Origin of the sequence: Achromobacter veterisilvae, assembly GCF_037619525.1 — a bacterium.
Lineage (GTDB): Bacteria > Pseudomonadota > Gammaproteobacteria > Burkholderiales > Burkholderiaceae_B > Achromobacter > Achromobacter veterisilvae.
Window position 1 is genome coordinate 6,221,341 of record NZ_CP148753.1, and the last position, 26,208, is coordinate 6,247,548.

Here is a 26,208-nt window from a genome sequence, read left to right on the forward strand (position 1 = left end):
GCTGCGGGCTCATGGCGCGTCGGCCTGGTAGGCGATCAGGCAGGCGGTCAACGCCGCCTGCATGCGGCGCTTGACGGTGGACAGCGACACGTTCAGCCGCTGCGCGATGGCGTCGTAGCCCATCCCGTCGAACTGCGACATCAGGAAGATTTCGCGCGTGCTGGCCGGCAGGGCGCGCAGCGTGGCGTCGATGGCGAGCAGGGTTTCCAGGATGAGCGCCCGCGCCTCGGGCGACGGCACCTCCGGCGCCGGAAGCTGCGCGACGACGGCCAGATAGGCGTCCTCCAGCGCGCGGCGGCGCCAGTGGTCCACGACCAGCCCTTTCGCGATGTGGGTCAGCAGCGCGCGCGGCTCGGCGCCGGCCCCCTGCCTGCGCCCGGCCATCAGGCGCACGAAGGTGTCGTGCGCCAGGTCCGCGGCGTCGAAGGAATTGCCCAGCTTCTTGCGCAGCCAGCCCGACAGCCAGCCGTGATGATCCCGGTAGATCTTCGTGACGGTGTCGGCGCTCAAGGAATCGGGCGTAGGCAAGGCGCTACCCTGGATAGAACGTAAATAGGAACTATTTATATTCTATCCTATCCCCTCACGGCCCTTTAACGGCCGCGCTCAGTAATCCATCGGGATATGGCACTGGGCGGCCCTCAGTTCCTCCAGGTGCCGCTCGGCCTCCTGCCTTTCCGCGGCTGGCGACAGAGCCCGCCAGCTCACCATGTTTCCGGTCGCCTTCACCGGCATCCAACCCAGCACGCTGTAGAGCGTGATCGCGGTGCACCCCGTGTCGAACCGCGTTTCGTAATAGCCGTGACGGTCCGGCAGGGTATCGCCGGGCGTCCATTCCATCTGAGACATCCACGTCTCCTTCTTGCTGAAGCTTATGCGCAAGCGCGCGGATCCCGCGGGGATCTTCCGGCGATCGTATCGCCGGCCGCGTTTGCCTGTACGGTCAAGATGCGCCCGGTTTGCAATTCTTGACAGAGGGATATCCCTAGGCCGCGGGAGGCTCCCGCGGCGGAATGTGGCGAAAATCGGACGAAGCGATGGAGGGCGTCCGCCGCGGCGGCTACTTGATGCCGATGAAGGGCAAGGCCGCGCCCGGGACCTGCGTCGCCGGCAGCACGCCGTCCCATTTTTCCACCGCGTTCAGGCTCACCAGGTTGGTGTTGGCGGCCAGCGCTTCGGCCTTGGCGCGGATCGCGGCGGCCTCGGCCTCGCCCCGCATGCGGATGCCGTCGGCTTCCGCCGTGAACTGCTGGCGGCGGGCGTCGGCCTCGGCCTTGGCCTTCACCACCTGGATTTCGGCGTTGATCGTCGCCGTTTCCTTTTGCTGGCGGGTGGTCTCGATCTGCACCTGGGCCAGCATGCGCTGCTCGATGGAATGCTCGTAGGCCTGCGAAAACCCGACCTCTTCGATCTGCACGCCCACCACCTGCACCGGCGCGCCCTCCATCGTCTTGCGCACGGATTCGTTCACGTCCAGGCCCAGCTTCTGGCGTTCCTGGATGGCGCGCACGGCGGTGTACTGGCCGAACACGTTCTTCACCGAATCCGGCGTCTTGCGTTCCAGCACCCGCATCTGCAGATTGTTGATCGTGCCGTATTCGGAATACAGCTCGGCCACGTGCTCGGGCGGCACGCGGTAGGTCACCGACACCCGCAGCGACGCCGGCTGCTGGTCATAGCTGTAGGCCTCCAGCTTCTCGAACACGAACGTATGGTCGCGCACGGACACCATCATCACGCTGTCGATGAAGGGGGTCTTGAAGTCCAGGCCGGGTTCGGACACGCGCACCAGCTTGCCGTTGCGCAGCACCACGCCGCGCTCGCCCTGGTCCACCTGGAACCATGAGCCGAAGGCCAGGAAGAGGATCAGCACGAACAGCACCGCCGTAATGGCCGCGACCTTGATGCTGCGCGGCTTGACGGCGCCTATCGATTTGACGACCTGCATGTCTGTCGGCTTCACTTGGAATCCCTTTCTGATTTTGAACGTTTACGATCCGAGAGCACGGCGGCAATGCCCCGCGCCAGCAAGTAAGCGACGACGGCCGCTCCCACCAAGATCAGGAAATACCTCATCGAGCGTTCCCCCCGGAAAAGAAGCAGGGGATTCTATCGCGACTCCCTGCGCCTTCGAATTGTGACGATTGTTGCGCGGCCCGGCGGTAAAGTTCCTAGCATCAGGCCGCAACCTGTTACGTCCCTCGGGCCGGACCATCTGCTACCGTTGTTCCAGACCCTTGCGCCGCGGCCCTGGTCCGGCGCCCACGACGGAGACCGCGCATGCCACGTCCTTCCGAGTCCGCGCCCCTGATCGGTGTGATTCCTCCCTACCTGCTGGACCGCCTGGCGCAGCACGCCGACGCCCGGGTCAGCATGCCGGCGGTGAAAACGCTGATCATCGACCAGCAGCAGCGCGGCTTGCGCGAAATGGCGGTCCAGCCGCATCGCGCCAAGCCGGCCCCGGCCAAGCGCGCCGGACCCGCCGGCAAGCCGCGGCGGGCCGTTCACGACGCCGGCAACACGACCACGCTGCCCGGCAAGCTGGTGCGCGCCGAAGGCCGCCCCGCCAGCGGCGACGACGCGGTGGACGAAGCCTATGAACACCTGGGCGCGACCTACAAGCTGTTCTGGGATATCTACCAGCGCCATTCCATCGACGGCGATGGGCTGCCGCTGGTCGGCACCGTGCACTACGGCGAAGACTACGACAACGCTTTCTGGAACGGCGCCCAGATGGTGTTCGGCGACGGCGACGGCGAAGTGTTCAACCGCTTCACGGTGGCGCCCGACATCATCGGCCACGAACTCACGCATGGCGTCATCGACGCCGAGGCCGCCCTGCTCTACCAGGGGCAGTCCGGCGCGCTGAACGAATCCATCTGCGACGTCTTCGGCGCGCTGGTCAAGCAGTACGCCCTGGGCCAGGACGCCCGGCAGGCCGATTGGCTGGTGGGCGCGGGACTGTTCACCGCCAAGGTGCGCGCCCGCGCGCTGCGTTCCATGGCGGAGCCGGGCAGCGCCTATGACGATCCCGTGCTGGGCAAGGATCCGCAGCCCGCCCATATGGACGACTATGTCGACACGCCCAGCGACAATGGCGGCGTGCACATCAATTCCGGCATCCCCAATCGCGCCTTCCACCTGGCGGCCACCGCCCTGGAAGGCCCCGCGTGGGCCGTTGCCGGCCGCGTCTGGTACGACGCCCTGTGCGGCGGCCGGCTGCGCCACGACGCGGACTTCGCGCAGTTCGCGGCGCTGACGCTGGAAGCGGCGCAACGCCAGGGCGCCGCGGCCCGGGACGCCATCGCGAAGGCCTGGCAAACCGTGGGAGTCCAGCCATGATCGAACTGCCTTCCCTGGACCTTGCCCTGCTGGTGCGGCTGACCCGCGAAGGCGGCCTGGCCTATCTGCCGGCGATGGCGCGGCCGCGCAGCATCGACCTGGCCACCTGCCCGCCCGAGGTGCGCCGGGAAGTCTGCGACGCCCTGCAGCGCGCCGCGCCCGTCGCCGTCGCGCGCGACGCGTGCGCCGGCGGCGACCGGCGCTACTTCCGCGTGGAGGTGGTGTACGGCGGCGCCGAGGTGCCGGACGTCAGCTTCGACGTGCCGGAGACCGACGCGCCCGACACGCTGGTGCGCCTGTGGAAGGAGCCGCCCCGGCAGGAGTGAAAGCGCGGGCGCGCCGTTCCCGGCGCGGCGCCTGCGCCGCCTACGCGGGCGCGTGGACCCGGAATTGCCCGATCTGGATGGCCCGGCCCGCATACAGGCCGGCGATCGCCATCGCCACGCACAGCGCCGCGCATACGCCCAGCGCGACGTCCCAGCCGCCCAGCGCATCATGCATCGCGCCCATCAGCGCGGGCCCGGTCGCGGCGAACAGATAGCCCACGCATTGCGCCATGCCCGACAGCGCCGCGGCCTGCTGCGCGTGGCTGGCGCGCAGTCCCACGAACGCGAGGCCCAGGATGATGCCGCCGCCCGTGCCCAGGCCCAGCAGCACGATCCACAACGTGGCCCAGCCGGGCGCGGCGATCAGGCCCAGCATCGCGGCGAACGAGGCCGCGGCCGAGCAGAACGCGGCGGCGCGCTGGTCCTTCATGCGCCGCACCACCGGCGCCAGGAACAGGGCCGGGGCGGCGGACATCAGTTGCAGCAGTCCATGCAGCGTGCCGGCGCGTTCCGCCGTATAGCCCGCCTCGCGCAGGATGGCCGGCAGCCAGCTCACGCCCACGTAGAACACGAAAGAGTTGATGCCCAGGTACAGCGTCACCTGCCAGGCCAGCGGCGAACGCCACAAGCGGCCGCCGTGCGGCGCATGCGCCGTGGACGCCGCGGGCGCGGTGTGATTGGCCAATTGCGGCAGCCACAACAGGACGCCGACGACGGGAATCAGCAACAGGCAGCCTGTCGAGAAACGCCACGTCGCATCGGACAGGTTCGCCAGTGGAATGGCGATGGCCGACGCCAGGCCGGCCGCCAGGCTCATGGTCAGCACATAGGCCGAGGTCAGGCCCGCGACGCGCTGCGGGAAATCGCGTTTCAGCAGACTGGGCAGCAGCACGTTGCCGATGGCGATGCCCGCCCCGATGACCGCCGTGCCCAGGTACAGGCTCCAGGCCGGTCCCAGGGTGCGCACCCCGATCCCGCCGGCGATCAGCAGCAAAGCGGCGAACAAGGTGCGCTCCAGGCCGTGGCGGCGCGCCAGGCCCGCCGCGAACAGCGACACCACCGCGAAGGCCAGCAGCGGCAGGGTGATCAGCATGCCGGCCGCGGTAGAGTTCAGCCCGAGCTGCTCGCGGAGCATGCCGATCAGCGGCGGCACGCCCGTGATGGGCGCGCGCAGGGCGGTGGCGATGCAGAGAATGCCCGCGATCAGCAGCAGGGGATTGCCGGCGGGGCGCTTGGAGGAAGCAGAAAGAGAGGTCATGCGCAGGAAGCCCTTGGACGGGTCCGTCAGTGTGGACAGGTCTCCAGCTTAAGCAAAACCGCCTTTACCGAATTTCGAGATAATGACAAACTATCCCCAAAACCAGCCAACCCCTCAGCCCATGCCCGCCCTGGACGGCCCCGCCCCCTTCCTCGACCTCGACATCGACTCGCAATGGACCAGTGCGATGCGCGTGCATGCGGCCGAGAACGACCACGAATCCCCCCCGCACCGGCACCGCATGAGCCAATTGGTGCTGGCGCTGCATGGCGGCGTGACCTGCTCGGTGCCGCAGGGGCTGTGGATGGTGCCGCCGCACTGCGGCGTCTGGATTCCCGGCGGCGTGCCGCACAGCAACCGCGTCACGGTGAACGGGCGCGTGTGTTTCCTGTTCGTGCCGCCCGGCACCCCGGATCTGCCAAGGCAGTGCTGCACGCTGGCCATCACGCCGCTGCTGCGGGAACTCATCGCGCACCTGGCGGACCTGTCGCCGGCGGAAGCGGCCACCGCGGCCAACCGGAAGCTGGCGGAGGTGCTGGTGGACCAACTGGCCCGCATGCCGACCGAACACCTGCACCTGCCGATCCCGGATCACCCGCGGCTGCGCGAAATCGCCGACGCGCTGCGCGCCGACCCCGCCGACCGCAGCACGGTGGCGCAATGGGGCAGGCGCGTGGCGATGAGCGAACGCACGCTGGCGCGGCTGGTGCACCAGGAACTCGGCATGAGCTTCGGCCGCTGGCGCCAGCAGATGCACATCATCCAGGCCCTGCAGCGCCTGTCGGCCGGCGTCTCGGTGCAGCGCACGGCCGAAGACCTGGGCTACGAATCCGTCAGCGCCTTCATCACCATGTTCCGCAAGACGCTGGGCAAGACCCCCACCCGCTACTTCGCGGACAAGGCCGACGGCGCGCTCTAGGCCAGGAATCAGGCCAGGTGTCGGACCAGGTGTCAGACACCCCACGAAATGCCCGCCAAATGAAGCCGCCCTTCCCGGGTGTCTGACACCCAAGCACCGCCAACGCAGGCCAGGTGTCAGACACCCCACGAGACACCCACCGAATGAGGCCACCCTTCCCGGGTGTCTGACACCCAATCACCCCCAACTACCCCTCCCGCGCCCCCGCCACGATGAACAACCGCGGAAACGGCAACAACACCGTCCCGTCGGCCAGCGCCGGATAAGCCTCTTCGATCAACGACTGGTAGCGGGCCAGGAAACCCGCCTGCCCCTCGGCGTCCAGCCGGTCCAGGTACGGCCGCAAGGCCGTGCCCTTGAACCACTCCACCACGGCCCCCGCCCCCGCCAGCGGATGGTGGTAGGTCGTGCGCCACACGTCCAGCCGGCCGCAATGCGGCTTGAGCAGTTCGTAGTACCAGGCCGCGCTGTGCCGCGGCGGATGCGTGAAGCCGCCGATGCTGGCCGCCCAAGGGGCCTCGCCGGCCACCTGGCGCGCCAGGCGGTGGGCGGGCTCTTCGAGGTTGTCCGGCGTCTGCACCGCCAGGCTGCCTCCGGGCGCCAGCTTGCCGACCAGGCGGGGATACAGCGTATCGTGGTCCGGCACCCATTGCAGCGAAGCGTTCGCCAGGATCACGTCGTAGGATTGCGGCGGATTCCAGGCGGCGATGTCGGCCAGCTCGAAGCGCAGCGCGGGCAGGCGCTTGCGGGCGGCCTGGATCATGTCGTCCGAATTGTCCAAGCCGGTCAGTTCCGCGTCCGGATAGCGCGCGGCCAACACCTCGGTGGAATTGCCCGGGCCGCAGCCCAGGTCCACGGCGCGTTTCACTTCCTGGTTCGGCAAGGCGGCAACCAGGTCCCGCACCGGACGGGTGCGCTCGTTCTCGAAAGCGGAATACTGCTTGGCGGACCAACTGGTCATGGCGGTTCCTTGCGTAGGGGTTCGCCAGCACTCTACGCCTGCCCTACCCATACGACAAATCCGAATCCGGAGAGTCCGCCATATCCACGGGATATGGCGGACCCGGGCCTTACTCGGCCGCCAGTTCGGGCTTGGCGCGTTCCGAACGCGTCTTCCACAGCGAGAACGCCACGCCGCCGGCGATCAGGCCGAACGTCACCGAGAGGGACACGGCGGCCGGCACCTTGCCGATGAAGCCCACCAGGAATATCTTGGTGCCGATGAACACCAGCACCAGGGCCAGCGCGTACTTCAGGTAATGGAAGCGGTGGATCATCGCCGCCAGCGCGAAATACAGCGCGCGCAGGCCCAGGATGGCGAAGATGTTGCTGGTGTAGACGATGAACGGATCCGTGGTGATGGCGAAAATCGCCGGCACCGAATCCACCGCGAACAGCAGGTCCACGAATTCGATCAGCACCAGCGCCAGCAGCAGCGGCGTGGCCCAGCGCACCGTCTTGGACGTGGCGGGATCCTCTTCGCGCACCCAGAACGCATTGCCGCGCAGGCCGTCCGTGACCCGCATGCGGCGCTTCAGGAACTTCAGGATGGGGTTGGACGCGATGTCGGGCGTCTGGTCCGCGATCATCCACATCTTGATGCCGGTGAACACGAGGAAAACGCCGAACACATACAGCAGCCAGCCGAAATTGCTGACCAGCGCGGCGCCCAGGCCGATCATGATGGCGCGCAGCACGATCACGCCCAGGATGCCCCAGAACAGCACGCGGTGCTGGTATTGGCGCGGAATCGCGAAGAAGCTGAAGATCAGCGCGATGACGAAGACGTTGTCCATCGACAGCGACTTCTCGATCATGAAGCCGGTGTAGTAGGCCATGCCGCTGGCGGCGCCCATCTGCCACCAGACCCAGGCGCCGAACAGCAGCGCGGCGGTGATGTAGCCGGCGGAAAGCAGCAGGCTTTCGCGCACGCCAATCTCGCGGTCTTCCTTGTGCAGGACGCCCAGGTCGAAGGCCAGCAGCGCCACGACGATGCCCAGGAAGAGCAGCCAGCTCCAGGCGGGGGTGCCGAGGAAATCGGCGGCCAGAAAGGTCATTAAGGTTTCCATGATGTTCCGCTCTTGTTCGAAGGGCCTCATGATCCGGATCGGACGCCGATGTAAAAATCAGCCTGAAATTGAGTTAAGGTTCGAAAAAACCGAAGTGAGCCGAGCCATGCTGAACTACCGACATCTCTATTACTTCTGGATGGTCGCCAAGGAAGGCGGTTTTTCGCGCGCCGCCGAACGGCTGGACATGGCCATCCAGACCATCAGCGCGCAGGTCCGGGAACTGGAGAAGAACCTGGGCCACCAGTTGCTCAAGCCGGCCGGCCGCGGCGTGGCGCTCACCGAGGCCGGCGAAGCCGCCTTCGCCCGCGCCGAGGAGATCTTCCAGATCGGCCATGCGCTGCCCCAGGAAGTCCGCGCGGCGGCCACCAAGCCCGTCATGCGCCTGGCCGTGGGGCTGTCCGACGGCATTTCGAAACTGGCCGTGCACACCCTGCTGGGCCCGGTGCTGCACACGCCCGACCTGCGCCTGACTTGCCACGAGGGCGAGGTCCAGGAACTGCTGGGCGAACTCGCCCAGCACCACCTGGATCTGGTGCTGGCGGGCCAGGGCGCGCCCGCCAACCCCAACCTGCGGCTCACCAGCGACCGCCTGGTGTCGTCCCCCGTGGACTGGTACGGCCCCGCCAAGTGGGTGCGCAAATCCGACGCGCGCGATTTCCCGCGCTGCCTGGAACGCCTGCCGGTGCTGCTGCCCACCGGCCATTCCGTGCTGCGCCAGACGCTGGACCGCTGGTTCAACGAGCAGGGCCTCTACCCCAACGTGGTCGGGGAATTCGAAGACAGCGCCCTCATGTCGGTGTTCGCCGCCCGGGGGCTGGGCGTGTTTCCGCTGAGCCGGCTGGGCGGCGGCGACATCGGCCTGCTGCGGGGCCTGCGTCCCCTCGCCCGCTGCGATGAAGTGCACGAGGAAATACACGCGATCCGCAACCGCCGCGGGCAGCATCATCCGCTGGTGCAGGCCGTGCTGCTGCATGCGAAAACTTCGGTTTTCTCTTAATGTTTGTCACACCCGCTCTGGTTTTTCGGAAATAGAATCCGCTTTATCGTGGCGTTCCCTTGAAATATCGGAGTACCGCTTCAATGAAAAAAATCATCTGGCTCGCCTTCGCCGTGCTTGCCGCGCTCTGGACCGGGCTGGTGGCGCTGACGCTGCAATTGACCGATTGGGTCCTGGCCTCCGTCGCCTCGGCGCAGGTGCCGGGCGCCGCGTTCGACACGTCGCAATGGGTCGCGCCCGCGTGGGCGGCCGCCTGGGTCGATCCCGCCTGGCTGCAATCGCTGCAATCCGGCCTGGTGTGGGCCGCGCAAGGCCTGAACCAGGTGCTGCCCATGGCCGGCAGCCTGGGCACCTTGATCGCGGTGGTCGGCTGGATCTTCTGGGGCTTCATCATTACCGGACTGCTGGTGCTGGCGCTGGTTCTCCACTGGCTGGCCGGCAAGCGGGAACAGGCGGCGCCCGGCCGCCAAGTGGTGTAATAGGGCAGGCAACGCGTGCCCGGCGCGCTGCCCTCCAAGGAGCCCGCCGTGCCCGCTGTCCGTCCCCGTCCCCTGCCCTTCCTCCTGGCGGCCTTGTGCGCCGCCGCCATGGCGAACGCCCAGGCCTCGCCCGCCTACGGCGTAGAGGTCTGCACGGTGACGGGCACCTCCGGGGAATACAGCGTCCGCGTGCGCAACACGGGGACGGGGCCGCTGGCCCGCGCCGACATCGCCGGCGTGCGCCTGGACGCCGGCGGCCAGGCCGCCGGGAATCTCAGCGTGGAACTCGCCGACATCCCAGCCGGCAAGTACAAGACCGCCGTGCTCGGCCGCCATGGGGATTCCGTCGCGCTGGTCAGCATCGCGACCTATGTTTCCGTCCAGGGCGTGGAGACCCGCCAGGAAGACCTGTACGCCGGCAAGGTGGCGCACGTCTCGCCCGGTTCGGCCGTGCCCTACACGCTGGCGCCGCTGGCCGTGCGCGGCTGGACGGTGGTCTATGGCTCGAAGCTCGGGCCCAAGCTGGAAGCCGGCAGCGCGGTGTTGCTGATCTATCCCGCCCGCCCGGGCAAGAAGCGGGACGCCACGCGGCCGGAAGCCGGCCGCGCGCCCGCCGACGTCGTGCCGCTGGCGCCCTGCCGCGCGCCGGCGGGCGGCAAGCGTTCCTGAACGCGCTCAGGCGCCGTGGAGCAGGTCGCGCTCGTTCAGCAGCGCATAGACGATTTCTGGCCGGCTGTCGAAACTGCGGCGGATGGCGGCGGGAATGGCGGCGCGCGTCTTGCGGCACAGCCCCGGCTGGTCGTCGAGCTGGATCGAAATGCCGCGCGAGGTGCGCACCTCGTTTTCGCTGGGCGTGATCCTGACCACGATGCCCAACTGCGCCTGGATGCGTCCCTGCATGGCCCGCAGGTCCTCCAGGCTGGCCAGGTTCTCCAGCCGGGCGACCAGGCGCTTCTCTTCTTCCTTGGTCAGCCGCAGGACGCGGACGTCCGCCACGGGATCGGCCAGCAGCCGGTCGCGGTCGCACACACAGGCGCCCGGCGGGCATTCTTGGCGGATGGGAAACGGAAAATTCATGGCGCGGGCGCGTTCCGGACGGTCTTGCCTATCCTGGGATTCTACCCACGATCGCTCCGCCGCCCGCTGGCGCGCGACTCTCGTAAACCCGCGGCCCGCTGCGGCATAATCCCCGTCACCCATTCCAGCGTAAGGACATCCACGTGAAGGGAATATTGTTCGGGGCCGTTCTGGCCGCGCTCGGCCAGAACGCCTGCGCGCGCGAGTATCCGTACGCCGTCGCTCCGGGCCTGCCCGCGGTGGTGACCGTCTCCGGCCTGCCGGATCAGCGCCTGCGCGTGCGCGTGGGCGACGGCCCGGAACACGAAGTGGCCCGCCTCGGCGGCGATGAAGAAGTCGACCAGTTCCAGGCCGTGGACGTCGACCGAGACGGCTACCGGGATTTCGCCATCGGCCAGAGCGGCGGCGGCGGCCAGGTCCTGACGCGCATTTTCCTGTACCGTCCGCAAGACCGGGCTTTCCGCGAACTGCCGCACCCCGACAGCGCTTCCAGCCCCTGCCATGGCTTCGTCAATCCGGTCTTCGACGATACCCGGCCCGCGTTCGCGGTGGCATGCCGCTATGCCGCGGCCGACTACGGTTTCGAGGAATACGCGGTGTGCCCGGACGGCACGGCGCAGGCGACCTCCTGGTCCAGGCGGAGCGGCGAATCGCTGAAGCGGCTGCCGCTTCCGGCCCCGGCCGCCGCCACGTGCCGGATCCGGCCGAAGCGCCGCTAGCGCCCCCTCTCCATGCCCCGCCCGCAACGAATCCGACACCGCCTGGCGCGATGCGCCGCCGTCCTGGCCGCGGCGGTGCTGCTGGCGGCCGCCGCGCTGGCCGCCGGCCTGCTTGCCGGCGCGCGCAGCGCCGACGTGGCCGTCGTGCTGGGCAATACCGTGCAAGCCGACGGGCGGCCCTCGCCCCGGCTCGCGGCCCGGCTGGACCGCGCCCATGCCTGCTATGCGGCCGGGCAATGCCGCGTCCTGTTCGTCAGCGGCGGCGTGGACCCGCAAGGCGCCGACGAAGCGGCCGCGATGCGCGACTATCTGCTGGCGCGCGGCGTGCCCGCCGAGCGCATCGCGACCGACAGCGCGGGCGTGGACACCTGGGCCACTGCGCGGCACGCGGCCGCCTACATGCGGGCGCACGGCTATACCAGCGCCATGGGCGTCACGCAGTACTTCCACGTTCCGCGCACCGTGCTGGCGCTGAGGCGCCACGGCATCGTGGACGTCAGCGGGGGCTACCCGTCCTTTTTCGAAGGGCGCGACCTCTATTCGATCTTCCGCGAACTGCCCGCCATGGCCTGGTACGCATTCCGGCCGCTATAGTTGCGCTCTCGCCCCCAACCGCCATCCCCAAGGACCGTCCGCCGTGCTGATTTTCCACAACCCCGTCCACGAGAAACATGCCGGCCGGCAGGAAATGTTCCGCGGCAAGCTGGTGCCCTGCCACGAAACGCCGGCGCGCCTGGAATACGTGCTGGAGGCGCTGCGCCAGCGCGGCATCGGGGAACTCCGCGCCCCGGCCGCGGCCGACATGGCCTTGCTCAAGCGCGTGCACACGCCGCGCTACGTCGACTTCCTCGCCGGCGCCTGGCAGGAATGGATCGCGCTGGATCCGGCCAACGCCGAGCTGGACGTGCTGCCTTCGATCTGGCCGGTGCGCGGCTTTCGCCACGACATCGAACCCACCAATTTCGCGGCGCGCGTCGGGCTGTTCTCGTTCGATAGCGGCTGCCCGCTGACCGCCGGCACCTGGGAAGCCGCGCTCGCCGGCGCCGCCTGCGCCATCGACGCCGCGCTTGCGGTCTCCGCCCCGGGCGGCCCGCGAGCCGCCATGGCGCTGACGCGTCCGCCCGGCCATCACGCCGGCCCCGACTTTTTCGGCGGCTACTGTTTCCTGAACAATGCCGCGCTGGCCGCCCAGGCCCTGCGCGAGGCCGGCGCCGCCCGCGTCGCCGTGGTGGACGTCGACTATCACCACGGCAACGGCACGCAGAGCATCTTCTACGAGCGCGGCGACGTGCTGACGGTATCGGTGCATGGCGATCCCACCACCGAGTATCCGTTCTACCTGGGCTACGCCGACGAGCGCGGCCAGGACGCAGGGGCGGACCGCAACCTGAACCTGCCGCTGCCCGCCGGCACCGGCTTCGAGGACTGGACGCGGGCGCTGGAACAGGGCCTGGCCGCCGTCCGCGCCTTCAAGGCCGACGCGGTCGTGATCGCATTGGGCGTGGACACCTACGAAGGCGACCCCATCTCCCGGTTCAAGCTCAAGAGCGCCGATTACCTGCGGGTCGGCCGCCTGCTGGCCGGCCTGGGCCTGCCGGCCGTGTTCACCATGGAAGGCGGCTACGCCGTGGCCGACGTGGGCATCAACGTGGCGAACGTGCTGGAAGGCTACGCCGGCTGAGCGGCCGCCTTCATCCGCTCCCACAGCGCCTCCACCGAGGCGCGCGGGTCGGCCCGGTCCTTGAAGGCCAGGATCGACACCTCGATGTCCCAGCCACGGTTGGGCAGGGGCGCCAGGTCCGCCGCCGCCAGGCGCTGCAGCGCGCTGTCCGCCAGCCAGGCGACGCCCAGTTCCTGCGCGGCCATGTCGCCCAGCACGTCCGACATCTCGGCTTCGAACACCCGCACGCCGTGCAGCGGCTCCGCCGCCGCTTCTATCGCGGCGTCGATCAGGCGGGCGAAATACACATTGGCCGAATACATCAGCAGCGGCACCGGCCTGGCCGCCGTGCCGGGCAGGTCCAGCCCCGTCCGCTCGATCAGGGCGCGCGCCGCGTACGGCCGTATCAGCTCCGTCCCCAGCGTCAGGCAGTCGTAGCGGGCCAGGTCCAGCGGCAGGGGCTGGGCGACCTGGTGGAAGCAGATCAGGAAATCCGCCGCGCCCGAGGTGAAGGCCGATACGGTGTCGTGCACATTGCCCGTCTGCAGGCTGCAACTGAGCAGCTTGCCCTCGGTCCATGCGCGCCACCACTTCGGCAGGTGCGTGGTCGCCAGCGCATAGGAAGTCGCCAGCCGCAACTGGTTCTGGGCCGGCACGCCCGCGATGCCGGCGCGCGCCTCGGCAAGCTGGTTGACCAGCTCTATCGCCGCATCGCGGAAACGCTCGCCCGCCTCCGTGAGCTGGGTGGGGAACGCCGAGCGGTCGATCAGGCGCGCGCCCACCCAGTTCTCCAGGCTCTGGATGCGGCGGCTGAACGCAGCCTGCGACAAATTGCGCGCCTCCGCGGCGCGCGTGAAATTGCGTACCTCCGAAAGCGTGATGAAGTCCTGCAGCCATCGGGTATCCATGAAGCTCCTTGCGTATTGCGCATCGGCCATGCGCGCGGCGCATCGCCGCGCATGCTTACTTCGCATTGGACGGCGCCGGCGCCCTGCCGGACACTGCCTGCGTCGGTTCCGCATTGGAGCCCACCTGCCACGGAGTGTAAACATGGAAAAAACCCTGCGCGACGCCGCCCGCGAATACCTGGTCCGGTACGGCGGCGATACTTTCCCCAACCTGTTCACGTCCGCCAAGGGCGCGATCGTGCGCGACGACACGGGGCGCGAGATCCTGGACTTCACCTCGGGGCAGATGTGCGCCACCATCGGCCACAACCACCCCGCCATCGTCGCGGCCGTGCACCGCGCGGGCGAAACCGCCTTCCACTTTTTCAGCGGCATGATCCCGGAAACGGTGGCCCAGTTGGCGGCCACGGTGGCGCGCGACTGGATGCCCGCCGGCCTCACCAAATCGATCTTCGTCAACACGGGATCGGAGAGCAACGAGATCGCCCTGCGCATGGCCAAGATGCACAAGAGCGGATTCGAGATCCTGGCCATCGGCGGGTCCTGGCACGGCGTGACCAGTGGCGCCGGCTCGGTTTCCTACGCCAGCGACCGCAAGGGCTATGGCGTCCCGCCCGCCGGCGTGTTCGTGATGCCGGAGCCCAACGCCTACCGCCCCTACATCGCGGGCATGGACGCGGAGCAATCGGCGCTGGCCTGCCTGGACATCGGCCTGAAGATGTTCGACATGGCCTCGGCCGGCAGGCCGGCCGCCATCATCGTCGAGCCCGTCATCAGCGCGGGCGGCGTGCTGGTTCCGCCCAAGTCCTATATGCAGGCGCTGCGGCGGGCGGCGGACGCGCGCGGCATGCTGTTGATCTTCGACGAAGCGCAGACCGCGTTCGGCCGCATCGGCTACCGCAGCGGGTCGGAGTACTTTGGCGTGACGCCCGACATCATGAGCGTGTCCAAGACGCTGGGCGGCGGCCTGCCGCTGGCCGCCGCCATCACCACGCCCGCCATCGAACAGGACGTGCACGAAAAGGGCTTCACCTTCTACACCAGCCACGTGTCGGATCCGCTGCCGGCCACGGTGGGCCTGGCCGTGCTCGAAACCATCGAACGCGAACAACTGATCGAACGGGCCCGCACGCAGGGCGACTATCTGCGCCGCGGCCTGCTCGAATTGCAGCAGCGCCACGAAGCCATCGGCGACGTGCGCGGCCTGGGCCTCTTGCTGGGCGTGGAACTGGTGCGGGACCGCGAAACGCGCCAGCCCTTCCATGAGCTTGGCGCCCTCACCACCCAGCGCTGCTTCGAACTGGGCCTGTCGATGAACATCCGCCGCCGTCCGGAACGCGGCTCGGTCTGGCGGATCGCGCCCCCGCTGACGGTGAGCAACGCGGAAATCGACCGCGCCATCGCGATCCTGGACCAGGCCCTGACCGAGAGCCTGGAAAAAGTGGCGAAACCGGCGGCGCGCGCCGCCTGAAACCTTCCCTTCCGATCCATCCGGCGCCGGGCCCGCCCCGGCAGGAGAACGACATGCCGCAATACAAACTGGCCGCCTGCGCCCTGGCGCTGGCCGCCGTGTCCAGCCATGCCATCGCCGGCCCCACGCTCGACGCGGTCAAGAAACGGGGATACGTGCAATGCGGCGTATCGACCGGCATCCAGGGGTTTTCCGCGCCGGACGGCAAGGGCGCCTGGCACGGGCTGGACGTGGACATGTGCCGCGCGATCGCGGCCGCGGTGTTCAACGACGCGGCGAAGTACCGGCTGACGCCGCTGACGACGCAGGCGCGTTTCACCGCCCTGCAATCCGGCGAAGTCGACGTGCTGACGCGCAACGTCACGCCCACGATGGCCCGCGACACCACGCTGGGCCTGCTGAGCGTGGCGGTCAACTATTACGACAGCCAAGGGGTGATGGTATCGCGCAAGCTGGGGATCAAGGCGCTGAAGGAACTGGACGGCGCCACGATCTGCGTGCAGCCGGGCACGGTGACCGAGCTCGACCTGGCCGACTGGTTCCGCTCCCGCTCGCTGCGCTTCAAGCCCGTCGTTATCGAAAAGTACGATGAAATCGTGCGGGCGTTCGCGGCCGGGCGCTGCGACGCCTTCACCTCCGACAAGTCGCAGCTTGCCGCCACGCGCATGACGCTGGAAGACCCCGACGGCTACGAGATCCTTCAGGAGAACATTTCCAAGAGCCCGCTCGGCCCCATGGTGCGCCAGGGCGACGACAACTGGATCAACGTCGTGCGGTGGTCGTTCTACGCCATGCTGGAGGCCGAAGAATTCGGCATCTCTTCCTCGAACGTCGACGCGCAGTTGAAGACCAACAATCCGAACGTGCAGCGCATCCTGGGCGTCACGCCCGGCATGGGCCGCAACATGGGCGTGGACGACCGGTGGGCCTACAACATCGTGAAGCAGGTGGGCAACTACGGCGAAAGCTATGAGCGCAATCTGGGCATGGACAGCCCGATGAAGCTGCCGCGCGCGCTGAACGCGCAATGGCGCGACGGCGGCCTGATGTACGGCTGGCCCGTGCGTTAGCCGCGCCTTGCCCGAAAAGGTCCGCGGAACGGGCCGCGCAGCCGCAAGGCCGCGCGGCCCGTTTTTTTCAGTCCCGCGTTTCCAGGGCCTTGTTGATCCGCAGCGCGATCAGCGTGCAGGCCGCGCCGGACAACAGGTAGACGCTGACCGCGACCAGCCCGAAACGGGCGGACAGGCCAAGGGCCACCAGCGGCGCGAACGCCGCGCCGATCAGCCATGCCATGTCGGAGGTCAGCGCCGCGCCGGTGTAGCGGAAGCGGCGGGTGAAATTGGCGGTGACGGTGCCCGAGGCCTGGCCGTAGGACAGCCCCAGCAGCACGAACCCCACCAGGATGAACGCGTCCTGCGCCTTCGGCCCGCCGCCCAGCAGCCAGGGCGCGAACAGCGCGAATATCGCGATCAGCGCCGCCAGCAGTCCCAGCGTGGTGCGCCGGCCGATGCGGTCGGCCAGCCATCCCGAAGCAATGGTGCCCAGGATGCCCAGCCCCGCGCCGATGATCTGCACCACCAGCACGTCGGGAATCTGCTGCGTGGCGCTGACGGCGATCCATGACAGCGGGAACACGGTGACCAGGTGGAACAAGGCATAGCTGGCCAGCGCCGCGAACGCGCCGATGAACAGGTTGTAGCCCTGCTCGCGCACCATCTGCGCGATGCCGATGGGTTCGAGTTCGCCTTCTTCAAGCAGTTGCGTGTATTCCTCGGTGACGACCAGGCGCAGCCGCGCGAACAGCGCCACCACGTTGATGGCGAACGCCACGAAGAACGGATAGCGCCAGCCCCATTCCAGGAAGTCGGCCTGGGTCAGCGTCACGTGCAGGAACAGGAACAGCGCGCTGGCCACCATGAAGCCCACGGGCGCGCCCAACTGGCCCAGCATGGAGTACCAGCCGCGGCGGTTGGGCGGCGCGTTCAGCGCCAGCAGCGACGGCAGGCCGTCCCAGGATCCGCCCAGCGCCAGCCCCTGCAGGCAGCGGAACACCGCCAGCAGGACGATGGCGTGCGCGCCGATGGCGTTGTAGCTGGGCAGGAACGCCATGCCCACCGTGGCCGTGCCCAGCAGGAACAAGGCGATGGTCAGCTTGGTCGCGCGCCCCCAGCGCCGTTGCGCGGCCATCGACAGCGCGGTGCCGATGGGCCGCATGATGAAGGCGAAAGAGAAGATGACGAAGGACCAGAGCGTACCTTCGAGCGGCGCTTCGAAAGGGAAGAAGACTTGCGGAAAAACCAGCACGCAGGCGATGCCGAAGACGAAGAAATCGAAGTATTCGGAGGCCCGTCCCACCACCACCCCCACCGCGATTTCGCCCGGCGCCACCTTGGCGTGGCTGCCTGCGCCGCCCGTCGGGAGCGGCTGCGGAATCGAAGGAGCGTGCCCCGGGTATTGCGTGGTGGTCGCCATGTGATTGCTCGCTGAAAGGAGGTTCGAAATACGCCTTGTCTACGATCCTGCAACGCACCTGCATGCGGGAAGCGCGCCTTGCGCAAAGCCGCCCCATTCCTGGGATGCAGCCCCGGCCCGCATGCCTTGCCCCGCACACTTTTGTTCTTTTTACCCTAGATTTTTCGCGGCTTCCAGCGTAGTGTTGCGTTTACTTCCCACGGTTACGTTTCGGGGTATGGTCATGCCGTCCTTCCCAAGGCTCCGCGGATTGGTCCTGGTTACCGCTCTGCCATTGCTCGCCGGATGCAATGCGGTCCTGCTCTCGCCCTCGGGCGACGTGGCCGTGCAGCAGCGAAACCTGATCCTCATCTCTACCGGCTTGATGCTGCTCATCATCGTCCCGGTCATCATCCTCACCCTGCTGTTCGCGTGGCGCTACCGCGCCAGCAACAAGGCCGCCCGCTACGACCCGGAATGGAACCACTCCACCGTGCTGGAGCTTCTGATCTGGGCCGCGCCGCTGCTGATCATTATCGCGCTCGGCGCCCTGACCTGGGTGAGCACGCACCAGCTCGATCCCTACCGCCCGCTGGCGCGCCTGTCCGAGGGCCGCGAAGTGCCGCCCGACGCCAAGCCGCTGGTGGTGGAGGTCGTGGCGCTGGACTGGAAATGGCTGTTCGTCTATCCCGAGCAGGGCATCGCGACCGTGAACGAAATGGCGGCCCCCGTCGACCGTCCGATCCAGTTCAAGATCACCTCGTCGACGGTGATGAATTCCTTCTTCATCCCCGCGCTGGCCGGGCAGATCTACGCCATGCCCGGCATGCAGACCACGCTGCACGCCGTCATCAACCATCCCGGCGAATACGAAGGCCTGTCCGCCAACTACAGCGGTTCGGGCTTCTCCGGCATGCGCTTCAAATTCCACGGCGTCGACCAGCAGGGCTTCGACAAATGGGTGGCCGATGCGCGCGCGTCCGGCGCCGCGCTCAGCCGCGACACCTATCTGAAGCTGGAGCAGCCCAGCGAACGCAATCCCGTCCAGCGCTACGCCTCCGTCGCGCCCGGCCTGTTCGAGGCGATCGTGAACCGCTGCGTGGAGCCCAACCGGATGTGCATGCGCGATGCGATGGCCATCGACGCGCAAGGCGGCATGGGCATTCCCGGCGCGCTCAACGTCACGACCCTGGACCCGGAAACGCGGCAGCGCCTGGGGCTGACCGGCACGCCGCCGCGCAAGTACGTGGGCGCGATGTGCACGGCCACGCAGGGGCTGGTGCTGTAGCGGGCCGCGCGGGCGGCGCTCCGGATGCGGCGCGGACTTCATGAAATCCTGGTCTTTATGGTGGAACCGAGATGCCTGATCAACCAGACCTCACCAAGCTGATCTTCGGTCGACTGACCTGGGACGCCATCCCGTTCCACGAACCGATCCTTCTCATCACCTTCATCATGGTGGCGGTCGGCGGCATCGCGGTGCTGGGCGCGATCACGTACTACCGCAAGTGGGGCTACTTGTGGCACGAATGGTTCACCAGCATCGACCACAAGAAGATCGGCATCATGTACGTCGTCCTGGGCATCGTGATGCTGCTGCGCGGCTTCGCCGACGCCATCATGATGCGCCTGCAGCAGGCCGTGGCGTTCGGCGATTCGGCGGGCTACCTGCCCCCGCACCACTACGACCAGATCTTCACCGCGCACGGCGTGATCATGATCTTCTTCGTGGCCATGCCGCTGGTCACGGGTCTGATGAACTACATCGTGCCCTTGCAGATCGGCGCGCGCGACGTGGCCTTCCCGTTCCTGAACAACTTCAGCTTCTGGATGACCACCGGCGGCGTGATACTGGTCATGATGTCGCTCTTCGTGGGCGAATTCGCGCGCACCGGCTGGCTGGCGTATCCACCTTTATCGGGGATCATGCAGAGCCCCGACGTGGGCGTCGATTACTACATATGGGCCTTGCAGATAGCGGGGGTGGGCACATTGCTGTCCGGCGTCAACCTGCTGGTCACCATCGTCAAGATGCGCGCGCCCGGCATGACCATGATGCGCATGCCCATCTTCACCTGGACCGCGCTGTGCACCAACGTGCTGATCGTGGCGGCCTTCCCCGTGCTGACCGCGGTGCTGGCCCTGCTGTCGATGGACCGCTACGTGGGCACCAACTTCTTCACCGCGGACTTCGGCGGCAACGCCATGATGTACGTGAACCTGATCTGGATCTGGGGCCACCCCGAGGTCTACATCCTGATCCTGCCGGCGTTCGGCATTTTCTCCGAGGTGGTATCCACTTTCTGCCGCAAGCGCCTGTTCGGCTACGCCTCCATGGTGTACGCCACCGTCGTGATCACGGTGCTGTCCTACCTGGTCTGGCTGCACCACTTCTTCACCATGGGGTCCGGGGCCAGCGTGAACTCGTTCTTCGGGATCACCACCATGATCATCTCGATCCCGACGGGCGCCAAGATCTTCAACTGGCTGTTCACCATGTACCGCGGCCGCATCCGCTTCGAAGTCCCCATGCTGTGGACGGTGGGCTTCATGGTGACTTTCGTGATCGGCGGCATGACGGGCGTGCTGCTGGCCGTGCCGCCCGCCGACTTCGCCCTGCACAACAGCCTGTTCCTGATCGCGCACTTCCACAACGTGATCATCGGCGGCGTGCTGTTCGGCCTGATGGCCGGCATCACGTACTGGTTCCCCAAGGCCTTCGGCTACAAGCTCGATCCGTTCTGGGGCAAGTGTTCGTTCTGGTTCTGGCTGGTGGGCTTCTACGTCGCCTTCATGCCGCTGTACGTGCTGGGGCTGATGGGCGTGACCCGCCGCGTCAATCACTTCGAGGACATGTCCTTGCAGATCTGGTTCCAGGTGGCGGCCTTCGGCGCGCTGCTGATCGCCTGCGGCATCGCCTGCTTCCTCATCCAGCTCGTGGTGAGCTACCGCCGCCGCGAATCGCTGCGCGACGAAACCGGCGACCCCTGGGACGGCCGCACGCTGGAGTGGTCCACGTCGTCGCCGCCGCCCAACTACAACTTCGCCTTCACCCCGCGCGTGCACGACCTGGACGCCTGGTGGCAGATGAAACAGCACGGCTACGACCGGCCGCGGCAGGGCTTCATCCCCATCCACATGCCCAGGAACACGTGGGCCGGCATCGTGCTGGCGGGCATCAGCGTGGTGATGGGCTTTGCGCTGATCTGGCATATGTGGCCGCTGACCGTGCTGTCGTTCGCGGCGCTGATCCTGGTATCCATCGTTCATACCTTCAACTACAAGCGCGACTACTACGTGCCGGCCGACGAGGTCGTGCGCACCGAGGATGCGCGCACTCAATTGTTGGCGAAAAGCAATGTCTGATACCCTCGCCCCCACCCTGCCCGGCGGCGCCACGCCGCCCCCGGAGCCCGTGTTCTACGTCCCGGGCGAACACCACCCCAAGAACGGCACGCTGCTGGGCTTCTGGGTCTACCTGATGAGCGACTGCCTCATCTTCGCCTGCCTGTTCGCCACCTACGGCGTGCTGGGCCGCAACTATGCGGCGGGCCCCTCGGGCGCCGACCTGTTCGACCTGCCGCTGGTGGCGGTGAACACCGCGCTGCTGCTGCTGTCGTCCATCACCTACGGCTTCGCCATGCTGGAGATGCGGCGCAACCGCATCGGCGCCACGCAGCTCTGGCTGGCCGTGACCGGCATCCTCGGCCTGGGCTTCCTGTCGCTGGAACTCTACGAATTCGCGCACCTGATCCACCAGGGCGCGGGCCCGCAGCGCAGCGCCTTCCTGTCGTCCTTCTTCACGCTGGTGGGCACGCACGGGCTGCACGTCACCTTCGGCATCGTCTGGCTGGTGACGATGATGATCCAGGTGCAGATGCACGGCCTGATCCCGGAAAACCGCCGCCGCCTGATGTGCCTGTCGATGTTCTGGCACTTCCTGGACCTGATCTGGGTGGGCGTGTTCACTTTTGTCTATCTCATGGGAGTCCTGCCATGACCGCGCATACGGATCACCTGGCCCATCCGGGCGGACACGACGGGCACCATGACGACGACGACGGCGCCGCCCACGGCACCTTCAAGAGCTACATGACCGGCTTCGTGCTGGCGGCCGTTCTCACCGCCATCCCGTTCTGGCTGGTCATGGACCGGGTCTTCGCGGATTCGCGCACCACGGCGCTGGTGATCCTGGCTTTCGCCGTGGTGCAGATCGTGGTCCACATCGTCTACTTCCTGCACATGGACACCAAGTCGGAAAGCGGCTGGAACATGTTGGCGTTAATATTCACGCTGGTGCTGGTCGTCATCACGCTCAGCGGATCCATCTGGATCATGTATCACTTGAACTCCAATATGATGCCCATGTCCACCCACGACATGCGCAAAATGCCCTGATGCCCGCAGTAAAAGAATCTTCTTCCGGCGACACCCCCCGTAAACCGCGCAGCGCAGCCACCCTGGTCATCCTGGGGGTGGTTGCCGCCGCCATTTTCGCGGGCCTGTGCGCCCTGGGCACCTGGCAGGTGCACCGCCTGGCCTGGAAGCGCGCCCTGATCGCGCAAGTCGACGCGCGCGCCCATGCGCCCGCCGCGCCGGCCCCGGACCGCGGGGAATGGCCCGCGCTGACGTCCGGCAACGCCGAGTACCGCCGCGTCTCCGCCGCCGGGGTCTACCAGTACGACCGCCAGACGCTGGTGCAGGCGGCGACCGAACTGGGCAGCGGCTACTGGGTCATGACGCCCTTGCAGCTTGCCGACGGCGGCACGGTGCTGGTCAACCGCGGCTTCGTGCTGCCGGAATGGCGCAAGGGCCAGGCGGGGTCGGCGCAGCCGCCCGCGCCGGCCAGCGTCACCGGCCTGCTGCGCATGGGCGAACCGGGCAGCGGATTCCTGCGCAACAACGACCCCGCGGCCAACCTCTGGTATTCGCGCGACCTGCCCGCGATCGCCGCCGCGCGCGGCCTGACGGACGTGGCCCCGTACTTCATCGATGCCGATGCCGACCCCGGCGGCGAACGCGATGCCCGCAAGGCTCCCATCGGCGGCCTGACGGTGCTGGCCTTCCCCAACAATCACCTGGTGTACGCCATCACCTGGTATGCGCTGGCGGCCATGGTGCTGGTCGGCGCGTTCATCTTCGTGCGCGAGGAAAAGCGCGCGCGCCGCAAGGGCTGAGCCGGCCGGCCGCGGCCGGTATCCTACAATGAGGGCCGGGAACACCGTCGGGCGCTATGCGCTGCGTGGTGTTCCCTTTGTTTTTTCAAACCCTCAGACAGGAGTCCCTCCGGATGAAAAAGACGCTGCTCGCAGCCGCAATGTTCACTACTTTTGCAGGCGTCGCTCAGGCAGAATCGTCGGTAACTCTCTATGGTGTCATCGACACCGGCATCGGCTACAACAAGATCGAAGGCGATGGATACGACGGTAGCAAACTCGGCATGATCAACGGCATCCAGGCCGGTTCGCGTTGGGGCGTGCGCGGCGCCGAAGACCTGGGCGACGGCCTGCGCGCCGTATTCAAGCTGGAAAGCGGCTTCGATTCCGCCAACGGGCAGCGCGGACAATCCGGCCGCCTGTTCGGACGCCAAGCCACCATCGGCCTGGCCAACGACGCCTGGGGCTCGCTGGAATTCGGGCGCCAGGCCACCATCGGCTCGAACTACCTCGCCGACATCGACCCCTTCTACACCAGCTACACGCAGTCCAACCTGGGCCTGGGCTTCAGCGCGGCCAACACCATGCGCTGGGACAACATGGTCATGTACCGCACGCCCTCGGTGAACGGCTTCGAATTGGGCGTCGGCTACGCTTTCAACGCGGACGACACGACCGAGGACCAGACCGGCTTCCCCACCGCCGACAACACCCGCGGCATCACCGCCGGCCTGCGCTACGTGCAGGGCCCGCTGAACGTCGCGCTGACGTACGACCAGCTCAACGGTTCCAACAGCGCCGCCATCGACCACAACGCCACGCCGCGCCAGTACGCGCTGGGCGTGTCGTACGACCTGCAGGTCGTCAAGCTGGCGGCCGCCTACGGCCGCACGACCGACGGCTGGTTCGTCGGCCAGGACCTGCCCGCCGGCACGCCGTTCAGCGACGAGTTCGGCACCAATCGTTTCGTGGACGGATTCAAGGCCAACGCCTACATGCTGGGCGCCACCCTGCCCGTCGGCGGCGCCGGCAGCCTGTTCACGTCGTGGCAGCACGTCTCGCCGAACAACGACAAGCTCACCGGCGGCGACGCCAACATGAACGTCTGGAGCGTGGGCTACACCTACGACATCTCCAAGCGCACCAACCTGTACGCCTATGGTTCCTACGGCAAGGACTACGCCTTCATCGACGGCCTGAAGAGCACGGCCGCGGGCGTGGGCGTGCGCCACACGTTCTAAGCGTCCTCTTCGCGGCAGCAGGCGCCGGCATCAGGATCGTGCCGGCGCTTTTTTCGTCCCGGCGGTTCGCCATAGGCGCGCCGGTACATGGCGATGAACGCGCTGTCGCTGGCGTAGCCCACCGCATGCGCCACCGCCGTGACGGAGGCGCCTTCGGCGAGCCGGGCGCGCGCGGCCAGCAGCCGGCATTGTGTTCGCCAGCGGCTGAACGGCAGGCCGGTTTCGGCCAGGAACAGGCGCGCCAGCGTGCGGCCGCTGGCGCCCACGCGCCCGGCCCAGTCGTCGAGGGACAGCGGGCAGGCCGGATTGGCCAGCAGCTCCCGCGCAATCGGTGCCAGCCGGCGGTCGCGCGGCATGGGCAGGGGCAAGGGCACCACCGGCGCCGCGGCCAGCTCGTCCAGCAATGTGGCCACGATGCGCGCCTGGCCGGCGTCCAGCGCCGCATCCGCGGACCATTCCGTCACGCGCAGCACCAGCTCGCGCAGCAAGGGATTCACGTCCAGGATCATCGGTTCGGAGGGCAATTCCGGATAGGCGGCCACGTCGAAATACAGGCTGCGGTAGGCGAAGCGGCCATGCATGGCGGTGCGGTGCGGACAACCGGCGGGCAGCCATGCGGCCTGCAGCGGCGCCAACTGGCCGACGCGGTCGGGCAGGTACAGGGTGACGCCGCCTTCGGCCTGATAGAGCAACTGCGCGCGTCGGTGCGCATGCCAATCGGAGGCGTGCGCCCGGGTGTCGATGGCCAGGCCCACCACCGGGCAGGCGGCGGTGTCCGGATCGGCCACGGCGTCGGGTGAATAGTGCGGCATGTCTGATACGCGATGTTTTATGGCTCGATATCGCAATTCTGCTTTGTGCCGGCTGGATACGCTAGGGCCCTTTGCTCCGAGCCATGACGTTCTCTTCCCTTTCCCCCCGCGGCGGCCTGCCGCCGCGCGGCTTGGTCATCGCGCTGCTGGCGCTGCCGCAGATCGCCGAAACCATCCTCGCCCCGGCCCTGCCGGACCTCGCCCGCCACTGGCGGCTGGACGCGGCCGCCGCCCAGCCGGTGATGGGGGTTTTCTTCCTGGGCTTCGCCGTGGGCGTGCTGCTGTGGGGCCACCTGGCGGATGCCTGGGGCAGGCGGCCCGCCCTGCTGAGCGGACTGGCGGTCGGCCTGGCGGGAACGGTGGGCGCCCTGCTCGCGCCCGATTTCGGACTGCTGCTACTTGGACGGTTCGTCCAGGCGCTGGGGCTGGCCACCTGCTCCGTCACGACCCAGACGTTGTTGCGCGACAAGCTCGGCGGCGAATCGCTGACCCGCTATTTTGTGACGCTGGGCGCCGTGCTGGCGTGGTCGCCCGCGGCCGGGCCGCTGGCCGGACAGTTGGTCTCGGACTGGAAAGGCTATCGGGGCGTGATGGCGGGGATCGCGCTGGCCGTCTCGCTGGCGCTGCTGGCCGGCATCGCGCTGCTGCGGGAAACCCGGGGCGAGGCCGCCAGGACCGTCGCGCTACCCGTGCTGGCCCGGCAGATGCTGGGCGACGCCAGGCTGCGCCGCGCGGCCGTGCTGGTCGCCGGCCTGAACCTGCTGGCGTTCTCGTTCTATTCGGCCGGCCCTTTCATGACCGGTCCTCTGCCCGGCCTGGGCTTCGGCTGGATCGGGCTGGCGGTCGCCGTGGCCGGGACCCTGGGCGCGCTGTTCAACCGCCGCCTGCCGGGCAGCGCCGGGCCGGCGCAGCGCGTGGCTTACGGGCTGGGCTGCGTCCTGGCCGGCGTGGCCGCCCAGGCGGTCGCCATCATGTTCCACCCCGAACCCGGTCCGCTATGGGCCTTGGCCGCGCTACCGCTGTTCGCGGGCTACGGGCTGGCCATCCCGAACCTGCTCGGTCCGGCGCTGAAGCACTACGGCCATTGCCTGGGCCGCGCCGGCGCCCTGTTCGGGGTGGCCTACTACAGCCTGCTGGGACTGGGGCTCGCGGCCACGTCATGGCTGCCCTTCGATGCGCCCCAGCCCCTGTCGCTCGCGTGGCTGGCGGTCGTCGCCGTGCTGCTGGCGGCGCACCGCCGGCAGCGCGACGAGCAAGGCTGATCGAATCCGCCGCGCTGCAATCCGCGGGAAACACAGGTCGGTCATGATCGGCTACTTT

The 26,208-nt window shown here is 67.9% G+C and carries 28 protein-coding genes; 18 read left to right on the plus strand and 10 right to left on the minus strand.

From position 1 onward, the window contains the following. Nucleotides 1–9: 9 nt before the first annotated feature. The 3 genes from WHX56_RS29015 to WHX56_RS29025 form a co-directional block, all read right to left on the minus strand. A complete protein-coding gene (locus tag WHX56_RS29015; RefSeq protein ID WP_338879674.1) occupies nucleotides 10–528 on the minus strand; it encodes a sigma-70 family RNA polymerase sigma factor in 519 nt (172 codons plus the stop codon). Between the two features lie 78 nt (nucleotides 529–606). Continuing rightward, on the minus strand, nucleotides 607–849 hold the full coding sequence (locus tag WHX56_RS29020; RefSeq protein WP_129243093.1) for a hypothetical protein: 243 nt from the start codon (nucleotides 847–849) through the stop codon (nucleotides 607–609). Nucleotides 850–1,060: 211 nt separating this feature from the next. Next, on the minus strand, nucleotides 1,061–1,948 hold the full coding sequence (locus tag WHX56_RS29025) for a prohibitin family protein (protein WP_129243091.1): 888 nt from the start codon (nucleotides 1,946–1,948) through the stop codon (nucleotides 1,061–1,063). A 332-nt stretch (nucleotides 1,949–2,280) separates the two neighbouring features. Here WHX56_RS29025 and WHX56_RS29030 point away from each other — a divergent pair, with 332 nt between their 5' ends. Both WHX56_RS29030 and WHX56_RS29035 read left to right on the plus strand, forming a co-directional pair. Beyond that, a complete protein-coding gene (locus WHX56_RS29030) occupies nucleotides 2,281–3,342 on the plus strand; it encodes a M4 family metallopeptidase (protein WP_338879675.1) in 1,062 nt (353 codons plus the stop codon). Continuing rightward, nucleotides 3,339–3,668, plus strand: a complete 330-nt coding sequence (locus tag WHX56_RS29035; protein WP_287753953.1) for a protealysin inhibitor emfourin — start codon at nucleotides 3,339–3,341, stop codon at nucleotides 3,666–3,668. The genes WHX56_RS29030 and WHX56_RS29035 overlap by 4 nt, the downstream gene beginning before the upstream one ends. Nucleotides 3,669–3,708: 40 nt before the next feature. Here WHX56_RS29035 and WHX56_RS29040 read toward each other — a convergent pair whose 3' ends face one another. Beyond that, nucleotides 3,709–4,926, minus strand: a complete 1,218-nt coding sequence (locus WHX56_RS29040) for an MFS transporter (protein WP_338879676.1) — start codon at nucleotides 4,924–4,926, stop codon at nucleotides 3,709–3,711. 121 nt (nucleotides 4,927–5,047) lie between these two features. On the opposite strand from WHX56_RS29040, the gene WHX56_RS29045 reads away from it, so the two are divergent. Beyond that, nucleotides 5,048–5,845: an AraC family transcriptional regulator gene (locus tag WHX56_RS29045; protein WP_287753951.1), complete on the plus strand. Its 798-nt coding sequence runs from the start codon at nucleotides 5,048–5,050 to the stop codon at nucleotides 5,843–5,845. A 187-nt stretch (nucleotides 5,846–6,032) separates the two neighbouring features. Here the strand turns inward: WHX56_RS29045 and tam are convergent, their stop codons facing one another. Together tam and WHX56_RS29055 are read right to left on the minus strand one after the other, a co-directional pair. Continuing rightward, on the minus strand, nucleotides 6,033–6,806 hold the full coding sequence (gene tam, locus WHX56_RS29050; protein WP_338879677.1) for a trans-aconitate 2-methyltransferase: 774 nt from the start codon (nucleotides 6,804–6,806) through the stop codon (nucleotides 6,033–6,035). A gap of 109 nt (nucleotides 6,807–6,915) precedes the next feature. Further along, nucleotides 6,916–7,914: a TerC family protein gene (locus WHX56_RS29055; RefSeq protein ID WP_338879678.1), complete on the minus strand. Its 999-nt coding sequence runs from the start codon at nucleotides 7,912–7,914 to the stop codon at nucleotides 6,916–6,918. 106 nt (nucleotides 7,915–8,020) lie between these two features. Here WHX56_RS29055 and WHX56_RS29060 point away from each other — a divergent pair, with 106 nt between their 5' ends. The 3 genes from WHX56_RS29060 to WHX56_RS29070 all read left to right on the plus strand — a co-directional run bounded on the left by WHX56_RS29060 (nucleotide 8,021) and on the right by WHX56_RS29070 (nucleotide 10,062). After that, nucleotides 8,021–8,914 (plus strand): LysR family transcriptional regulator, encoded by an 894-nt coding sequence (locus WHX56_RS29060; protein ID WP_129243079.1) that lies wholly within the window; start codon nucleotides 8,021–8,023, stop codon nucleotides 8,912–8,914. Nucleotides 8,915–8,997: 83 nt separating this feature from the next. After that, a complete protein-coding gene (locus WHX56_RS29065; RefSeq protein ID WP_338879679.1) occupies nucleotides 8,998–9,393 on the plus strand; it encodes a hypothetical protein in 396 nt (131 codons plus the stop codon). 48 nt (nucleotides 9,394–9,441) lie between these two features. After that, complete coding sequence (locus WHX56_RS29070; protein ID WP_338879680.1) at nucleotides 9,442–10,062, plus strand: hypothetical protein; 621 nt, start codon at nucleotides 9,442–9,444, stop codon at nucleotides 10,060–10,062. A gap of 6 nt (nucleotides 10,063–10,068) precedes the next feature. Here WHX56_RS29070 and WHX56_RS29075 read toward each other — a convergent pair whose 3' ends face one another. Then, nucleotides 10,069–10,470 carry a hypothetical protein gene (locus WHX56_RS29075; protein ID WP_287753946.1) on the minus strand — a complete coding sequence of 134 codons (402 nt, stop codon included), beginning with the start codon at nucleotides 10,468–10,470 and terminating at the stop codon, nucleotides 10,069–10,071. A 143-nt stretch (nucleotides 10,471–10,613) separates the two neighbouring features. On the opposite strand from WHX56_RS29075, the gene WHX56_RS29080 reads away from it, so the two are divergent. From WHX56_RS29080 to WHX56_RS29090, 3 genes are read left to right on the plus strand one after another with little or no spacing between them, the layout of a single operon-like run. Next, nucleotides 10,614–11,189: a hypothetical protein gene (locus WHX56_RS29080; protein WP_338879681.1), complete on the plus strand. Its 576-nt coding sequence runs from the start codon at nucleotides 10,614–10,616 to the stop codon at nucleotides 11,187–11,189. 12 nt (nucleotides 11,190–11,201) lie between these two features. Next, nucleotides 11,202–11,783, plus strand: a complete 582-nt coding sequence (locus WHX56_RS29085; RefSeq protein ID WP_338879682.1) for a YdcF family protein — start codon at nucleotides 11,202–11,204, stop codon at nucleotides 11,781–11,783. Nucleotides 11,784–11,826: 43 nt separating this feature from the next. Continuing rightward, complete coding sequence (locus WHX56_RS29090; RefSeq protein WP_338879683.1) at nucleotides 11,827–12,870, plus strand: histone deacetylase family protein; 1,044 nt, start codon at nucleotides 11,827–11,829, stop codon at nucleotides 12,868–12,870. Here WHX56_RS29090 and WHX56_RS29095 read toward each other — a convergent pair. Then, nucleotides 12,858–13,757, minus strand: a complete 900-nt coding sequence (locus WHX56_RS29095; RefSeq protein WP_287756307.1) for a LysR family transcriptional regulator — start codon at nucleotides 13,755–13,757, stop codon at nucleotides 12,858–12,860. The genes WHX56_RS29090 and WHX56_RS29095 overlap by 13 nt on opposite strands. Before the next feature lie 142 nt (nucleotides 13,758–13,899). Between WHX56_RS29095 and WHX56_RS29100 the strand changes: the two genes are divergently transcribed. Next, the gene (locus WHX56_RS29100) at nucleotides 13,900–15,228 is read left to right on the plus strand and encodes an aspartate aminotransferase family protein (RefSeq protein ID WP_287756306.1); all 1,329 of its coding nucleotides are present in this window, start codon (nucleotides 13,900–13,902) and stop codon (nucleotides 15,226–15,228) included. Between the two features lie 53 nt (nucleotides 15,229–15,281). Beyond that, nucleotides 15,282–16,298, plus strand: coding sequence for an amino acid ABC transporter substrate-binding protein (locus tag WHX56_RS29105; protein ID WP_287756305.1), 1,017 nt, complete (start codon nucleotides 15,282–15,284; stop codon nucleotides 16,296–16,298). A 67-nt stretch (nucleotides 16,299–16,365) separates the two neighbouring features. Here WHX56_RS29105 and WHX56_RS29110 read toward each other — a convergent pair whose 3' ends face one another. After that, a complete protein-coding gene (locus WHX56_RS29110; protein WP_287756304.1) occupies nucleotides 16,366–17,700 on the minus strand; it encodes an MFS transporter in 1,335 nt (444 codons plus the stop codon). 223 nt (nucleotides 17,701–17,923) lie between these two features. Here WHX56_RS29110 and cyoA point away from each other — a divergent pair, with 223 nt between their 5' ends. The 6 genes from cyoA (at nucleotide 17,924) to WHX56_RS29140 (ending at nucleotide 24,076) form a co-directional block, all read left to right on the plus strand. After that, on the plus strand, nucleotides 17,924–18,967 hold the full coding sequence (gene cyoA, locus WHX56_RS29115) for a ubiquinol oxidase subunit II (RefSeq protein ID WP_129243052.1): 1,044 nt from the start codon (nucleotides 17,924–17,926) through the stop codon (nucleotides 18,965–18,967). A 71-nt stretch (nucleotides 18,968–19,038) separates the two neighbouring features. Then, nucleotides 19,039–21,045 (plus strand): cytochrome o ubiquinol oxidase subunit I, encoded by a 2,007-nt coding sequence (gene cyoB / locus WHX56_RS29120; RefSeq protein WP_129243049.1) that lies wholly within the window; start codon nucleotides 19,039–19,041, stop codon nucleotides 21,043–21,045. Beyond that, the gene (gene cyoC, locus WHX56_RS29125) at nucleotides 21,038–21,679 is read left to right on the plus strand and encodes a cytochrome o ubiquinol oxidase subunit III (RefSeq protein ID WP_129243047.1); all 642 of its coding nucleotides are present in this window, start codon (nucleotides 21,038–21,040) and stop codon (nucleotides 21,677–21,679) included. The genes cyoB and cyoC overlap by 8 nt, the downstream gene beginning before the upstream one ends. Further along, entirely contained in the window at nucleotides 21,676–22,077 is a 402-nt protein-coding gene (gene cyoD / locus WHX56_RS29130) for a cytochrome o ubiquinol oxidase subunit IV (RefSeq protein WP_129243045.1), read from the plus strand. The genes cyoC and cyoD overlap by 4 nt, the downstream gene beginning before the upstream one ends. Next, nucleotides 22,077–22,856 (plus strand): SURF1 family protein, encoded by a 780-nt coding sequence (locus tag WHX56_RS29135; RefSeq protein ID WP_287756303.1) that lies wholly within the window; start codon nucleotides 22,077–22,079, stop codon nucleotides 22,854–22,856. The genes cyoD and WHX56_RS29135 overlap by 1 nt, the downstream gene beginning before the upstream one ends. A 113-nt stretch (nucleotides 22,857–22,969) precedes the next feature. Further along, nucleotides 22,970–24,076 carry a porin gene (locus WHX56_RS29140; RefSeq protein ID WP_338879684.1) on the plus strand — a complete coding sequence of 369 codons (1,107 nt, stop codon included), beginning with the start codon at nucleotides 22,970–22,972 and terminating at the stop codon, nucleotides 24,074–24,076. Here the strand turns inward: WHX56_RS29140 and WHX56_RS29145 are convergent. Continuing rightward, complete coding sequence (locus tag WHX56_RS29145) at nucleotides 24,073–24,888, minus strand: helix-turn-helix transcriptional regulator (protein WP_338879685.1); 816 nt, start codon at nucleotides 24,886–24,888, stop codon at nucleotides 24,073–24,075. The genes WHX56_RS29140 and WHX56_RS29145 overlap by 4 nt on opposite strands. A gap of 83 nt (nucleotides 24,889–24,971) precedes the next feature. Here WHX56_RS29145 and WHX56_RS29150 point away from each other — a divergent pair, with 83 nt between their 5' ends. Next, complete coding sequence (locus WHX56_RS29150) at nucleotides 24,972–26,150, plus strand: MFS transporter (protein ID WP_338879686.1); 1,179 nt, start codon at nucleotides 24,972–24,974, stop codon at nucleotides 26,148–26,150. The last annotated feature ends 58 nt before the right edge of the window (nucleotides 26,151–26,208 follow it).

Excerpts from the sequence above, each read along its gene's own strand:
- WHX56_RS29095 (WP_287756307.1), bottom strand. The coding sequence starts at position 13,757 with ATGGATACCCGATGGCTGCAGGACTTCATCACGCTTTCGGAGGTACGC.
- WHX56_RS29100 (WP_287756306.1), top strand. The coding sequence starts at position 13,900 with ATGGAAAAAACCCTGCGCGACGCCGCCCGCGAATACCTGGTCCGGTAC.
- cyoA (WP_129243052.1), top strand. The coding sequence starts at position 17,924 with ATGCCGTCCTTCCCAAGGCTCCGCGGATTGGTCCTGGTTACCGCTCTG.
- WHX56_RS29105 (WP_287756305.1), top strand. The coding sequence starts at position 15,282 with ATGCCGCAATACAAACTGGCCGCCTGCGCCCTGGCGCTGGCCGCCGTG.
- cyoB (WP_129243049.1), top strand. The coding sequence starts at position 19,039 with ATGCCTGATCAACCAGACCTCACCAAGCTGATCTTCGGTCGACTGACC.
- WHX56_RS29045 (WP_287753951.1), top strand. The coding sequence starts at position 5,048 with ATGCCCGCCCTGGACGGCCCCGCCCCCTTCCTCGACCTCGACATCGAC.
- tam (WP_338879677.1), bottom strand. The coding sequence starts at position 6,806 with ATGACCAGTTGGTCCGCCAAGCAGTATTCCGCTTTCGAGAACGAGCGC.
- WHX56_RS29035 (WP_287753953.1), top strand. The coding sequence starts at position 3,339 with ATGATCGAACTGCCTTCCCTGGACCTTGCCCTGCTGGTGCGGCTGACC.
- WHX56_RS29140 (WP_338879684.1), top strand. The coding sequence starts at position 22,970 with ATGAAAAAGACGCTGCTCGCAGCCGCAATGTTCACTACTTTTGCAGGC.
- WHX56_RS29040 (WP_338879676.1), bottom strand. The coding sequence starts at position 4,926 with ATGACCTCTCTTTCTGCTTCCTCCAAGCGCCCCGCCGGCAATCCCCTG.
- WHX56_RS29065 (WP_338879679.1), top strand. The coding sequence starts at position 8,998 with ATGAAAAAAATCATCTGGCTCGCCTTCGCCGTGCTTGCCGCGCTCTGG.
- WHX56_RS29145 (WP_338879685.1), bottom strand. The coding sequence starts at position 24,888 with ATGCCGCACTATTCACCCGACGCCGTGGCCGATCCGGACACCGCCGCC.
- WHX56_RS29025 (WP_129243091.1), bottom strand. The coding sequence starts at position 1,948 with ATGCAGGTCGTCAAATCGATAGGCGCCGTCAAGCCGCGCAGCATCAAG.
- WHX56_RS29020 (WP_129243093.1), bottom strand. The coding sequence starts at position 849 with ATGTCTCAGATGGAATGGACGCCCGGCGATACCCTGCCGGACCGTCAC.
- WHX56_RS29075 (WP_287753946.1), bottom strand. The coding sequence starts at position 10,470 with ATGAATTTTCCGTTTCCCATCCGCCAAGAATGCCCGCCGGGCGCCTGT.
- WHX56_RS29030 (WP_338879675.1), top strand. The coding sequence starts at position 2,281 with ATGCCACGTCCTTCCGAGTCCGCGCCCCTGATCGGTGTGATTCCTCCC.
- WHX56_RS29085 (WP_338879682.1), top strand. The coding sequence starts at position 11,202 with ATGCCCCGCCCGCAACGAATCCGACACCGCCTGGCGCGATGCGCCGCC.
- cyoC (WP_129243047.1), top strand. The coding sequence starts at position 21,038 with ATGTCTGATACCCTCGCCCCCACCCTGCCCGGCGGCGCCACGCCGCCC.
- WHX56_RS29060 (WP_129243079.1), top strand. The coding sequence starts at position 8,021 with ATGCTGAACTACCGACATCTCTATTACTTCTGGATGGTCGCCAAGGAA.
- WHX56_RS29055 (WP_338879678.1), bottom strand. The coding sequence starts at position 7,914 with ATGGAAACCTTAATGACCTTTCTGGCCGCCGATTTCCTCGGCACCCCC.
- cyoD (WP_129243045.1), top strand. The coding sequence starts at position 21,676 with ATGACCGCGCATACGGATCACCTGGCCCATCCGGGCGGACACGACGGG.
- WHX56_RS29135 (WP_287756303.1), top strand. The coding sequence starts at position 22,077 with ATGCCCGCAGTAAAAGAATCTTCTTCCGGCGACACCCCCCGTAAACCG.
- WHX56_RS29150 (WP_338879686.1), top strand. The coding sequence starts at position 24,972 with ATGACGTTCTCTTCCCTTTCCCCCCGCGGCGGCCTGCCGCCGCGCGGC.
- WHX56_RS29110 (WP_287756304.1), bottom strand. The coding sequence starts at position 17,700 with ATGGCGACCACCACGCAATACCCGGGGCACGCTCCTTCGATTCCGCAG.